At 70.7% G+C, this 13007-nt stretch carries 11 protein-coding genes; 1 reads left to right on the plus strand and 10 read right to left on the minus strand.

Annotated features, from left to right (window positions below):
- Window position 1: 1 nt before the first annotated feature.
- From CKW34_RS13725 to CKW34_RS13760, 8 genes are read right to left on the minus strand one after another with little or no spacing between them, the layout of a single operon-like run.
- Window positions 2–1189: an acetylornithine transaminase gene (locus CKW34_RS13725; protein WP_059381099.1), complete on the minus strand. Its 1188-nt coding sequence runs from the start codon at window positions 1187–1189 to the stop codon at window positions 2–4.
- Window positions 1186–2124, minus strand: a complete 939-nt coding sequence (argB, locus tag CKW34_RS13730; protein WP_059381098.1) for an acetylglutamate kinase — start codon at window positions 2122–2124, stop codon at window positions 1186–1188. Before argB ends, CKW34_RS13725 begins: the two co-directional genes overlap by 4 nt.
- On the minus strand, window positions 2121–3371 hold the full coding sequence (gene argJ, locus CKW34_RS13735) for a bifunctional glutamate N-acetyltransferase/amino-acid acetyltransferase ArgJ (protein ID WP_059381097.1): 1251 nt from the start codon (window positions 3369–3371) through the stop codon (window positions 2121–2123). Before argJ ends, argB begins: the two co-directional genes overlap by 4 nt.
- The gene (gene argC / locus CKW34_RS13740) at window positions 3368–4441 is read right to left on the minus strand and encodes an N-acetyl-gamma-glutamyl-phosphate reductase (RefSeq protein ID WP_059381096.1); all 1074 of its coding nucleotides are present in this window, start codon (window positions 4439–4441) and stop codon (window positions 3368–3370) included. The genes argJ and argC overlap by 4 nt, the downstream gene beginning before the upstream one ends.
- A gap of 60 nt (window positions 4442–4501) precedes the next feature.
- Window positions 4502–5002, minus strand: a complete 501-nt coding sequence (locus tag CKW34_RS13745; RefSeq protein WP_059381095.1) for a PspA/IM30 family protein — start codon at window positions 5000–5002, stop codon at window positions 4502–4504.
- On the minus strand, window positions 4999–5994 hold the full coding sequence (locus CKW34_RS13750; RefSeq protein ID WP_059381094.1) for an SDR family oxidoreductase: 996 nt from the start codon (window positions 5992–5994) through the stop codon (window positions 4999–5001). Before CKW34_RS13750 ends, CKW34_RS13745 begins: the two co-directional genes overlap by 4 nt.
- Entirely contained in the window at window positions 5991–6902 is a 912-nt protein-coding gene (locus tag CKW34_RS13755) for a bile acid:sodium symporter family protein (protein WP_059381093.1), read from the minus strand. The genes CKW34_RS13750 and CKW34_RS13755 overlap by 4 nt, the downstream gene beginning before the upstream one ends.
- On the minus strand, window positions 6899–8230 hold the full coding sequence (locus tag CKW34_RS13760; protein ID WP_059381092.1) for a flavin-containing monooxygenase: 1332 nt from the start codon (window positions 8228–8230) through the stop codon (window positions 6899–6901). The genes CKW34_RS13755 and CKW34_RS13760 overlap by 4 nt, the downstream gene beginning before the upstream one ends.
- 58 nt (window positions 8231–8288) lie before the next feature.
- Between CKW34_RS13760 and CKW34_RS13765 the strand changes: the two genes are divergently transcribed.
- Window positions 8289–9353 carry an Lrp/AsnC family transcriptional regulator gene (locus tag CKW34_RS13765; protein WP_059381091.1) on the plus strand — a complete coding sequence of 355 codons (1065 nt, stop codon included), beginning with the start codon at window positions 8289–8291 and terminating at the stop codon, window positions 9351–9353.
- On the opposite strand, the gene pheT is transcribed toward CKW34_RS13765, so the two are convergent.
- The gene (gene pheT / locus CKW34_RS13770; protein ID WP_059381090.1) at window positions 9342–11828 is read right to left on the minus strand and encodes a phenylalanine--tRNA ligase subunit beta; all 2487 of its coding nucleotides are present in this window, start codon (window positions 11826–11828) and stop codon (window positions 9342–9344) included. The genes CKW34_RS13765 and pheT overlap by 12 nt on opposite strands.
- A gap of 59 nt (window positions 11829–11887) precedes the next feature.
- Window positions 11888–12958 (minus strand): phenylalanine--tRNA ligase subunit alpha, encoded by a 1071-nt coding sequence (pheS, locus tag CKW34_RS13775; RefSeq protein WP_059381089.1) that lies wholly within the window; start codon window positions 12956–12958, stop codon window positions 11888–11890.
- Between the last annotated feature and the right edge of the window lie 49 nt (window positions 12959–13007).

The following is a 13007-nucleotide window of genomic DNA, read 5'->3' on the forward strand; positions in this document are numbered from 1 at the left end:
GTCAGTTCCCTTCCCGGTCGGCGGTGTCGAGGACGGCGGGCAGCGCCGTCACGAAGCTCTCGGCCTGCTGTTCGGTGAGGATCAGCGGGGGCGCGAGTCGGATCACGTCCGGTGCGGCGGCGTTGACGAGGAAACCGGCCTCGCGGGCGGCGGTCTCGACGGCGGGTGCCTTCGCAGCGGTGAGGACGACACCGAGGAGCAGCCCGGAGCCGCGCACGTGCGAGACGAGCGGGTGCCCGAGTTCCTCGATGCCGGCGGCGAGGGTCTTGCCGACGGTGTTCACGTGGTCGAGCAGATTCTGCTCGTCGATCGTGCGCAGCACCGCGAGGGCGGCCGCGGCGCAGACCGGGTTGCCACCGAAGGTGGTGCCGTGCTTGCCGGGCCGGAACAGCTCGGCGGCCGGACCGGTGGCGAGGACGGCGCCGATGGGCAGTCCGCCGCCGAGGCCCTTGGCGAGGGTCATCACATCGGGGGTGATGCCCGCTGCCTGATGGGCGAAGAAGGTGCCGGTGCGGGCGATGCCGGTCTGGACCTCGTCGAGCACGAGCAGGGCACCGCGTTCGGTGGTGATGCGGCGTGCACCGGCGAGATAACCCTCGGGCGGAACGACGACGCCGGATTCGCCCATGATCGGTTCGAGGAAGACGGCGGCGGTGTTCTCGTCCACGGCGGCCTCGAGGGCGTCGAGGTCGCCGTAGGGCACGAACTCCACGCCGGCCGGCATCGGTTCGAAGGGGGCGCGCTTGTCGGGCTGGCCGGTCAGGGCGAGAGCGCCCATGGTGCGGCCGTGGAAGGCCTTCTCGCACGCGACGATCTTCGGCCGTCCGGTGAGCCGGGCGATCTTGAACGCCGCCTCGTTGGCCTCGGTGCCGGAGTTGCAGAAGAAGGCGCGGCCCTCGTGGCCGAAGCGATCGAGGAGCTTCTCGGCGAGTTCGAGCACCGGCGGCGAGGCGTACAGGTTCGACACGTGGCCGAGCTGGTTCAGCTGCGCGGTGACGGCCTCGATGATCGCCGGGTGGCGGTGGCCGAGGCTGTTGACGGCGATGCCGCCGAGCAGGTCGAGGTACTGCTTGCCGTCGGCGTCGGTGAGTACGGCACCGTCGCCCGCGACCAGCGCGACCTTGGGCACGCCGTAGTTGTTCATCAGCGAACCCGCCCAGCGCTGCTGGAGGTCGGACGTGCCGGTCATGCGGGGCCTTCCTTCCCGGAGGACGGCACCACCATGGTGCCGATGCCTTCTTCGGTGAACAGTTCGAGGAGCACGGAGTGCGGTTGGCGGCCGTCGATGACGTGTGCGGTGGGCACTCCGCCCTGCACGGCGCGCAGGCACGCCTCCATCTTCGGGACCATTCCGGAGTCGAGCGACGGCAGCAGCGCGGTGAGCGCGTCGGCGTCGATCCGCGAGGTGAGCGAGCTGCGGTCGGGCCAGTCGGTGTAGAGGCCTTCGACGTCGGTGAGCACGACCAGCTTCTCCGCGCCGAGCGCTTCGGCGAGGGCGGCCGCGGCGGTGTCGGCGTTGATGTTGTGCACCACACCGTCGGCGTCGGGCGCGATCGTCGAGACGACGGGGATGCGGCCGGCGGCGATGAGGTCGAGCACCGCGCCGGGGTCGACGCTGGTGACGTCGCCGACGAGGCCGATGTCGGTGGCCTCGCCGTCGACGACGACCGTGCGGCGGGTCGCGGTGAACAGTCCGGCGTCCTCACCGGAGGTGCCGACGGCGTAGGGGCCGTGGCTGTTGATCAGGCCGACGAGTTCGCGTCCGACCTGCCCGAAGAGCACCATCCGCACGACATCCATGACCTCGGGGGTGGTGACGCGGAAGCCGCCGCGGAACTCACCTTCGAGGCCGAGTCGCTTCAGCATGGCGTTGATCTGCGGGCCGCCGCCGTGCACGACGACGGGGTGGAGGCCGACGGTGCGCAGGAACGCCATGTCGGCGGCGAAGGCGGTCTTGAGAGTGTCGTCGACCATGGCGTTGCCGCCGTACTTGACGACGACGATCTTGTCGCGGAACTTCTGCAGCCACGGCAGGGCCTCGGCGAGGACGAACGCCTTCTGGTGCGAGGTGAGGTCGGCGATCAGTGCGTCGGTCACGTCGTCTCCTGTGTTCGTTCCGGTCACGACGAGTACGCCGAGTTCTCTTCGACGTAGGCGTGCGAGAGGTCGGTGGTGCGGATGGACACCTGCGCGTCGCCGAGACCGAGGTCGATGTCGAGGGCGATGTCGGCGGCGGACAGGTCGACCTCGCGGGCGCCGGGGGCGCCGACACCGTCGATGCACACCGGGTTCCCGTTGAACGACACGGAGATCTTGTCGGGGTCGAGTTCGATCGGGGCGATACCGATGGCGGCGAGCACGCGGCCCCAGTTGGGGTCGGAGCCGAACAGGGCGGTCTTGACGAGGCTGTCGCGGGCCACGGTGCGGGCACCGATCAGGGCGTCGGCTTCGCTGGCGGCGCCGCGGACGGTGACGGTGACCCGCTTGGTGACGCCCTCGGCGTCGGCCATCATCTGCTCGGCGAGGTCGTCGCACACGGCGAGGACGGCGGCGTTCAGCTCGTCCTGGCTCGGGGTGATGCCGCTCGCGCCGGAGGCCAGCAGCAGCACGGTGTCGTTGGTGGAGGTGGCGCCGTCGACGTCGAGGCGGTCGAAGGTGAGCCGGGACGCGTGGCGCAGCGCGGTGTCGAGTTGGTCGGCGGTCGCGACGGCGTCGGTGGTGACCACGCACAGCATCGTCGCCAGGGCGGGGGCGAGCATGCCGGCGCCCTTGGCCATGCCGCCGACGTTCCACTTGTCGGCGTGGTGCAGGGCGGCCTGCTTGGGGACGGTGTCGGTGGTCATGATCGCGTAGGCAGCGTCGGTGCCGCCGGAGATGCCACCGGCGAGTTCGTGGACGATCTCCTGCACGCCGGAGAGCACCTTGTCCATCGGCAGACGGTCGCCGATCAGACCGGTCGAGCACACGGCGACCTCACCGGCACCGGTCTCGGTGCCCCAGTTGCTCAGCGCGTCGGCGACGGCCTCGGCGGTGGCGTGGGTGTCCTGGAAACCCCCGGCGCCGGTGCACGCGTTGGCGCCGCCGGAGTTGAGGATCACCGCGCGCAGGCTGCCGGACTTGAGCACCTGCTGGGACCACAGGACGGGAGCGGCCTTGACCTTGTTGGTGGTGAACACGCCGGCGGCGGTGAGTTCGGGGCCCTCGTTGAGTACGAGCGCGAGGTCCTGCCTGCCGGAGACCTTGATACCGGCGGGGATGCCGGCGGCCCGGAAACCGGCGGGGCTGGTGACACCCTGGGTGCGGATCAGGCGTCCTCCGGCGATCTCGGTGGCGCCGGTGTAGACGTCGTCTGCGTACTTGTTCTCGGTCACGGAGCCACTCCCACGGTGGACAGGCCGGCGGTCTCGGGCAGGCCGAGTGCCAGGTTCATCGATTGCACGGCGGCACCGGCGGTGCCCTTGGTGAGGTTGTCGATCGCGGCGACGACGACGAGAAGGCCGGCGTCGGCATCGACGGTGACGGCGATCTGGACGGCGTTCGAGCCGACCACCGCGCCGGTCGCGGGCAGTGCGCCCTCCGGCAGCAGCTGCACGAACGGTTCGTCGGCGTAGGCCTTCTCGTAGACGGCACGAGCCTCGGCAACGGTCACCGTGGTCGGTGCGGTGCAGGTCGCGAGGATGCCGCGCGGCATGGGCGCGAGGACCGGGGTGAACGAGACCTTCACGTCGGTGCCGGCGAGGGCGGAGAGGTTCTGCTTGATCTCCGGGGTGTGCCGGTGGGCGCCGCCGACGCCGTAGGCGCGAACCGAGCCCATGACCTCGGAACCGAGCAGATCGACCTTCGGGGACTTCCCGGCGCCGGAGGTGCCGGAGACGGCCACGATGTTCACGACGGGTTCGACGATGCCGGCGGCGACGGCCGGGGCGAGGGCGAGCGAGGCGGAGGTCGGGTAGCAACCGGGGACCGCGATGCGGGTGGCGCCGACGAGGGCGTCGCGCTTGCCGGGCAGCTCGGGCATGCCGTAGGGCCAGGTGCCGGCGTGGTCGCTGCCGTACCAGCGCTGCCAGTCGGCGGCGTTCTCGAGGCGGAAGTCGGCGCCGCAGTCGATGACGACGGTCGTCTCGGGCAGTTGCTCGGCGATCACGGCAGAGTGGCCGTGCGGTAGGCCGAGGAAGACGACGTCGTGCCCGAGCAGGGTGTCGATGTCGGTGGCGCCGAGCACGCGGTCGGCGAGCGGCAGCAGATGGGGATGGAACTCACGCAGCGTGGCGCCGGCGTTGCCCCCGGCGGTGAGGGCGCCGATGACGAGCGAGCCCTCCTGGTAGGCGGGGTGGCCGAGGAGCAGGCGCAGGATCTCGCCGCCCGCGTAGCCGCTGGCGCCGGCCACGGCGACCCGTAGCGGCGACTCAGGGGTGGCGGTGAAGTCCGGTGAAGTACCCATACGAATGATTATGCACTCTCATGCAAATCGTTTCATAGGGGGTGTCCCTTTCGGGAGGATTCACTCCGACCGCAGCGACCGTCGGATCTGCTCGAGCCGATCGGCGGCGGCCGCCTTGCGCTCCTCGTACTGCTCCTCGAGCGTGCGAGCTGCCGCGGTCGCGTGCGCGAGTTCCTCCGCGCCGAGCGCGGTCGCCGAACGCTGTTCGATCTTCTCACGCACCGATTCGAAGGTCGGCACCCCGTCCGCGGTGTATCCGGTGATCTCCTCGATCGTCGGTGCGCGGACCGGGCCGTCGGCGGATCCGGTGTCGACGACACCCGGTTCGACGATCTCGGCGTCGTGGACCTGAGCGTCGTGGACGTCTTCCTCGCGTGGGGTCACGTCGGGATCGGGGCTCGGCTCCGGGTCGATCGGCGGCACGTCCGGGATGTCCGGGCCCGGCGGAACATCCGGCACCGTCGGCGTCTCCGGCCCGGCCGGGGTCACGTCGGGGACGGGCTGCTCCGGCTTGTCGGGCTCCTCGGGAGACGGCACCCGGCCGCCTTCGTCCTTGCTCATGCCTCCAGGCTACGTCGCTCGGCTCCCGCTGAGTCCTGTTCGGCGCGAGCCCGCAGATACGCCTCGAAGGCCTCCCGGCTGGTGTACCGCAGGGGCACACCGAGTTCCTCACGCAACCGCCGGTTGTCGAGCACCGGACGGTACTGCAGGAAGCCGACCCGCTCCGGGCCGTGCTCGGTCAATCCCAACGCGCGCCCGATCCTCAGGGCGAACTTCAGGACCGCGGCGGGCACCGTGAGGGTCTTGCGGTTCGTCATCGCGGCGATCTCGGGCACGGTGACGACCCCGTCGCCCGCGACGTTGAAGATGCCCGTGACCGGACCGAGCACGGCCTCGGCGAAGGCCGCCGCGACGTCGGTGTGCCAGACGAACACGAACGGGCTGTCGCTGCCGGCGACGACGAGCAGCCGCTCGCGGTCGAGCAGCGCGGTGATCTGGTTGCGGACGGTCTCCCCCAGGATCGTGCCGATCCGCAGGATCACCTGTTCGAGCTGCGGGTGCTCGACCCGGGTGGCGGCGAGCATCTCCTCGACGAGGCGCTTGTGCCGGCTGTAGGTGAACTCGTCGTTGCCGCGGATCGGATCGTCCTCGGTGAGCGGGACCGGGTTGTCGGCGTGATAGCCGTAGGCGGCGCCCGAGGACGCCACGACCAGCCGCCGCACCCCGTAGGTCAGTGCGGCGTCGACGACGTTGCGTGCGCCCTCGACGTCGACGGCGTATTCCTGTTCCGCGGTGGTGTCGCGCCCGGGGTTGACGATGGACGCCAGGTGCACGATCGCGTCCGGGCGATGGGTGCCGACGACCTCGGCCGTCCGGCGGCGGTCGCGGACGTCGGCGATCACGTGGGTGACGGCATCGGTGGGGTCGTGGAGGTCGGCCGGTTCGTGGAGGTCGGCGCTGATCACCCGGACGCCGCGCGAGCTCAGGGCCGCGACGACGGCGCTGCCGAGGAAACCGTTGCCACCGGTGACGAGGGCGGTGAGGGAGGTCATGCGGTCACCTTTCGGGTTGCGGTGCGACGGGACCAGACGGTGGCCAGGAGCAGTCCGGCGACGATGTCCCAGATCCCCCACCAGCCGGCGACGATCCCCATGCCGCCGAGGCCGTCGAAGAAGGTCATGACGAGGCCGAGTCCGAGCCCGGCGTTGCGGATGCCGACCTCGAACGAGACGGCGCGGCGGCTGTACTCGGGCAGTCCGCTGGCCCATCCGCACAGGTAGCCCAGACCGAGAGCGATCGCGTCGTGCAGGAACACCGCGAGCAGGACGAGCCCGATGTAGTCGAGGAAGTCGGCGAAGTTGCCGGCGAGCCCGGCGACGATGAAGGCGAGCAGTGCGAGCAGGGATCCGTTCTTCACCCACGGCTGGGCGCGGGACGCGAAGCCGGGGGCCTTCTGCGCGGCCCAGATCCCGAGGACGAACGGCAAACCGATGATCAGGGCGATCTGCACGACCATGCCGAGACCGTCGAGTTCGACCGAGCGCAGCAGCGCCCGGGTGTCGTCGCTGCGACTGCCCCAGAACGCGAAGTTGAGCGGCATGAGCACGATGGCGAACACGTTCGACACGGCCGTCATCGACACCGACAGGGCGACGTCGCCGCCGGCCCGGTGGGTGAGGACGTTGGAGATGTTCCCGGGTGGACAGCACGCGACGAGGATCATGCCGAGCGCGATCGACGGCGCGGGGTCGAGCAGCAGCGTCAGCAGCCAGGTCACGGCGGGCAGCGCGAGGAACTGCGCGGCGATGCCCACCGCCATGGCCTTCGGTGCGCGCAGTGCACGGCGGAAGTCGTCGACGGAGGTGTCGAGCGCGATGCCGAGCATGATCGCGGCGAGCACGACATTGAGGACGAGCAGCGAACCGGAGTCGAAGGAGAGCCTGACGTCGTCGACGTTCACCGCACGCCCGCCGCGGTGGACGAGCCGGCGGCCTCACGGACCGCGCGGGTCTGGTCGCGCAGCGCGGCCCGGTAGGCGTCCTTGTTGACGTAGTAGGCCATCCGGCCGAGCTTCAGATAGCGGTAACCGCCGGTGAGGTCCGGAGGCGAGGCCGCGAGGGCCGCGCGCCATCGCGCCGCGGCCGCCGGATCGGTGTCGGCGAGACCGATCGCGGCGGCGACGAGTTCCGCCTGTTCGTAGCGGCCCTGCCAGCCGAGCCCGGACGACTCGACCATGCCGAGCACGAACAGGTTCGCGAACCGCCGGCTGATCATGTTCAGCAGCAGGTCGGGTGCGTGACCGCGCCAGTCGAGCAGGTCCCGGTCCAGGAACGGATAGTCGAGGACGTAACCGGTGGCGTGCACGATCATGTCGTAGCCGGCGGCGGAGCCGTCCCGGAACCGGACCTCGGCGCCGTCGTACCGCTCGATGTCGGGCCGCACCTGCACGTCCCCGTGGCCGAGGTGATGCAGGATCAGGGAGTTGACGACCGGGTGCGATTCGTAGAGACGGTGGTCGGGTGCGGGCAGCCCGAAGCGGGTGGGGTCGCCGGTGAACTGACGCAGCAGCAGTGCGTCGAGGCGCTGCTTGATCGGCGCCGGAAGGGGCCGGCCGCGGGTGAGGGTGTCGGCGGGACGCCCGAACAGGTACTTGGGCACGAAGTGGTAACCCCGGCGCACGCTCAGGTCCACCGATCGGGCGTGATGGACGGCGTCGACGGCGATGTCGCAGCCGCTGTTGCCGGCGCCGACGATCAGAACCCGCTTGCCGCGGAAGATCGTCGGATCCTTGTAGGCACTGGTGTGCAGGATCTCGCCGTCGAACCCGCCGGGGATCTGCGGGTGGTTCGGGGTCGCGAGGGTGCCGTTGGCGACCACGACACCGCGGTAGAGCTCGGTGGTCGCAGCGCCGTCCCGGTCCGTGGCGGTCACCCGCCACCGGTCACCGTCCGGTTCGACGCGGGTCACGGTCGTGTCGAAACGGTAGTGCTCGCACAGGCCGAAGACGTCGGCGTAGTCGCGGAAGTACCGGGCGAGTGCCGCATGCCCCGGATAGTCCGGCGTCTGCGGCGGCATGGGGAACTCGGCGAACTCGGTGGTCGTCTTCGAGGAGATCAGGTGCGCCGACTCGTAGACCGTGCTCACCGGGTTGGTGATGTCCCACAACCCCCCGACGGTGCTGTGGGACTCGAAGCCGACGAAGTCGATGCCGTGCCGGGAGAGCGCGCGGGCTCCGGCGAGCCCCGAGGGGCCCGCTCCGATCAGCGCATACTTCTGTTCCGTCTCCATGTTTCGTAGGCTCGCAGGCCACTCGAATTCGACCCGGATTTTGCAGGATAATGACGAAATGGACGATTCCGAGTACGGAACTGCGCGATCGATCGATGAAATCGACCTGAGAATAATCAATGCGCTCCAGTGGTCCCCGCGCTCCACATGGGATGCGCTGGCCGGTCCGCTCGGTCTCGATGCCGCCACGGTGGCCCGCCACTGGCGTCGCCTCGAACGCGAACGTCTCGCATGGACCACGATCACTCCGGGGCCGCGAATCCTCGCGCAGGTGTCGACCGCCCTGCTCGAGATCACCGTGGTGCCCGGCGCGAGGGGGTCGGTGACCGAGGTGATGACCGGGCGTCCGCACGCGGTGACCGTCGAGGTGCCGTCGGCGGGCGCCGACCTGCTCGTCACCGCCGCGACCGCGACCTACGAGCAGATGACCCGGTTGGTCGTCGACGACCTGGGGCGGCTGCCCGGCGTCGCGTCGATCCGCACCCACGTGGTCTCGGAGTGGTTCACCGAGGGCGGGGCGTGGCGGCTGAACGCGCTCGGTCCGGGAGAGCGAGGGGAACTGGCGTCGGGCTCCCGGCGGGTGGGTGAGCGGCGCGGACGCACGACGATCTCCGCCACCGATCGCGCGATCCTGTCGGCGCTCGCAGTCGACGGCCGCACCCCGATGCGCACCCTCGCGGAGATCGCCGGGGCCGGCGCGGCCACGGTCAAACGCCGGATCGAGGCGCTGCTGGCCGCCGAGGTGGTCGGATTACGGTGCGAATTCGCTCATCCCGCAGCGAGTTTCGCGGTGCTCGTCACATTGTGGTGCACGGTGCCCGTCGAGCGGCTGACCACGACCGGGCGGGTGGTGAGCCGCGAACCGGAGGTGCGCAACTGCTTCGCCGTCGTCGGCGCCGCGAACCTCGTGGTGCAGGCGTGGTTGCACTCCCCCGCCGAGGTCCCGGACTTCGAGGCACGGTTGCTCGCGCGATGCCCCGACCTGGCCGTGCGGGATCGGGTGCTGGTGTTACGGATCCACAAGCTCGCCGGGCACATCCTCGACCGGGCGGGCCGCAAGGTCACCACGGTCCCGCCCGACGTGTGGCTGCCGGGCGGGGACGCGGGCGGCTCAGGCGCGTAGTTCGGCACCGACCGCGGTGGCCGCGGCGGCCACCGCTGCCTCGCGGGCGGCGCTGGCCTCGTCCTCGGTGAGGGTGCGATCGAGGGCGCGGAAGCGCAGCGCGAACGCGAGGGACTTGCGGTTCTCCCCCAGCTGGGCGCCCTGATAGACGTCGAACAGGCGGATGTCCTCGAGCAGCTCGCCGCCACCCGAGCGCAGGGCGCTCTCGACGTCGGCGGCCGGCACATTCGCGTCGACCACGACCGCGACGTCCTGCAGGACCGCCGGGAACGGCGAGACCACCGGCGCCGGAAGCGATTCCACGATCGGTAACGCGTCGAGGTCGAGTTCGAAGGCGCACGTGCGTGCGGGCAGACCGGCCCGTTCGATCACCGCGGGATGCAGTTCACCGGCATGACCGACGACGACCCCGTCGACGAGCAGTTCGGCGCAGCGGCCGGGATGCCAGGGCAGGTACTGCGCGGCGCGGCGCTCGAGGCGCACCCCGGCGGCACGTGCCACGGTCTCAGCGGCGGCGAAGGCGTCGAAGGCATCGGCGGCGCGACCCGTGCCCCACGGCCCGGCCGGCTCGCGCAGACCGGCGAGCACACCACCGACGTGGACGGGCTGCTTCGGCAGCGACCCTTCGAGCAGGGCGATCTCGTCGTCGGTGGGACGACGGTCGACCGGGAGCGCGTCGACCGGCTTGGTCTCGGAAGTGGGCTGCACGACCTGCGCGATCGCGTAGAGCGACAGGTCGCGCTGGCCGCGCGAGACGTTGCGGCCGAGGATCTCGAGCAGGCCCGGCAGCAGCGTGGTGGCCAGCTCCGGACGATCGGCTTCGAGGGGGTTGAGCACCTTGGTGGTCACCCGCCGCGGGTCGTCGGCGTCGAGCTTCCAGGTGTCGAACACGCCGGCCGGCAGGAACACCGGGGCCAGGACCTCGACATGGCCGTCGTGGGCGAGTGCGCGGGAGACGGCGCGGCGGCGCTTCTGCGTGGCCGTGAGGCCGCGGCCGGCGGGGGCGGTGGGCAGCACCGACGGGATCTGCTCGAGGCCTTCGAGGCGCAGCACCTCCTCGACCAGGTCGGCGGGCTGACGCAGGTCGGGGCGCCAGGTCGGCGGGGTGACGACGAGTTGGCCGTGGCCGTCCTCGCCGACACCGACCTCGACCGCACATCCTATCTGCGTGAGGCGGCGGGCAGCGGTGCCGTTCGGGTAGCTCACCCCGGCCATGCGGTCGGGCAGGTCGATGTCCATGCGGATCGTCGGGCTCTCGGTGGGCACGACGATGTCGGTGAGGGTCGACTCCACGCGGCCGCCGGCGATCTCGACGAGCAGGCTCGCGGCCCGGTCGAGCGCGGCGCGGGCCAGGGCCGGATCGACGGTGCGCTCGAAACGCTTGCCGGCCTCGCTGCTGAGCTTGTGCCGACGGTTGCCGCGGAAGACGGCGAGCGGATCCCAGGTGGCGGCCTCGAGCAGCACGTCGGTGGTGCTGTCGCCGACCTCGGTGGTCGCGCCGCCCATGATGCCGGCGAGGGAGATCACCCCGGAGTCGTCGGTGATGACGACGTCCTCGGGATCGAGATCGCGCTCGACACCGTCGAGGGTGGTGAGCTTCTCCCCTGCCCGGGCGCGTCGCACGACCAGCTCACCCTGGAGGGTGGCGGCGTCGAAGGCGTGCAGCGGCTGGCCGAGTTCGAGCATGACGTAGTTGGTCACGTCGACGGCCGGGGAGATCGGGCGGACACCGGCGGTGTGCAGGCGGCGCTGCATCCACCACGGGGTGACGGCCTTCGGGTCGATGCCGGTGACGCGGCGTGCGGCGAACCGGGTGGCCTTCGTCTCGGGCTCGAGCCGGATCGGGTAGGCCTCGCCGCCGTCGGACGGCAGTGCCGGCACGGCCGCGGGATCGGCGAATTCGAGGTCGAAGCCGCACGCGAGTTCGCGGGTGAGGCCGCGGACGGAGAAGCAGTATCCGCGGTCGGGGGTGATGTTCAGTTCGATGACGGTGTCGCCGAGACCGAGCAGATCGTTGGCGTCGGTGCCGGGTTCGGCCGTACCGGGCTCGAGCACGAGGATGCCGGAGTGGTCCTTGCCGATGCCCAGCTCGGACAGCGAGCAGATCATGCCGTCGGAGATGTGCCCGTAGGTCTTGCGCGATGCGATGGCGAAGTCGCCGGGAAGCACGGCGCCGGGCAGGGCGGCGATGATGAGGTCGCCCTCGGTGAAGTTGCGGGCACCGCACACGATGCCGCGCGGTTCGTCCTCACCGACGTCGACCTTGCAGAAACGGATGGGCTTCTTGAATTCGGTGAGCTCGGTGATCTCCACGACCCGTCCGACGACGAGGTTGTCGATGCAGCCGAGGGTCTCGATGTCCTCGACCTCGAGTCCGACCCGGACGAATCCCGCGTCGAGTTCCTCGGCGGTGACGTTCCACTCCGGGGTGGCGCGCTGCAGGATCTCGGTCAGCCAGGACTGCGCTACTCGCACTTGTGCTCAGCTCTTTCGTTCGGTCGTCGGTCGGTGGAGTCGGTGTCGGGAGCGGGCTCTCAGCCCTGCACGCCGAACGGCAGGGTGAAGCGCACGTCGCCCTCGACGATGTCGCGCATGTCGGGGATGCCGTTGCGGAACTGCAGGGTGCGTTCGAGGCCCATTCCGAACGCGAACCCGGTGTACACGTCGGGGTCGATGCCCGAGGCGCGGAGCACGTTGGGGTTGACCATGCCGCAGCCACCCCACTCGACCCAGCCGGCGCCGCCCTTCTTGTTCGGGAACCACACGTCCACCTCGGCGGACGGTTCGGTGAACGGGAAGTAGTTCGGGCGCATCCGGGTGCGGGTCTCCGGCCCGAACAGCGCCCGCGCGAACGCGTCGAGGGTGCCGCGCAGGTGCGCCATGGTCAGGCCCTTGTCGACGGCGAGACCCTCGACCTGCGAGAAGACCGGGGTGTGGGTGGCGTCGAGTTCGTCGGTGCGGAAGGTGCGACCGGGGCACACGACGTAGATCGGGATGTCGCGGTGCAGCATGGTGCGGACCTGCACGGGCGAGGTGTGGGTGCGCAGCACCTGCCGCGAACCCTCCGGGGCGATGTGGAAAGTGTCCTGCATCGTGCGCGCCGGATGGTCGGGCAGGAAGTTCAGGGCGTCGAAGTTGAAGTGCTCGGTCTCGACCTCGGGGCCTTCGGCGACCTCCCAGCCCATCGCGACGAAGACGTCGGCGATCTCGTCGGAGATGATCGAGATCGGGTGGCGGGCGCCGAGCGCGCGGCGGGTCGCGGGCAGGGTGACGTCGACGGCCTCGGCGACGAGGACCGCGGCGTCGCGTTCGGCCTGCAGCACCGCCTTGCGGTCGTCGAAGGCGGCCTGCACGGCCGTGCGGTGGGCGTTGACCCGCTTGCCGGCGTCGGCGCGCTCGTTGCCGGGCAGCGAGCCGAGGGCGCGCTTGGCGAGGGAGATGGGCGCCTTGTCCCCGAGGTGGTCGATCTTCGCCTGGGCGAGTTCGTCGAGGTCGGTCGCAGCGGCGAACGCGTCGATCGCGGATTTCTCGGCGGCGGTGAGCGCGTCCTCGGTCAGGGCGCTCGGATCGACTGCCGGCGGGGTGCCGCCCTCTTTCTTGGCCACGACCGGTGCATCTCCTTCTTCGGACGAACGGGTGATCTCGGTAGGTGCG

The organism is Rhodococcus rhodochrous (genome assembly GCF_900187265.1).
Taxonomy (GTDB): domain Bacteria; phylum Actinomycetota; class Actinomycetes; order Mycobacteriales; family Mycobacteriaceae; genus Rhodococcus; species Rhodococcus rhodochrous.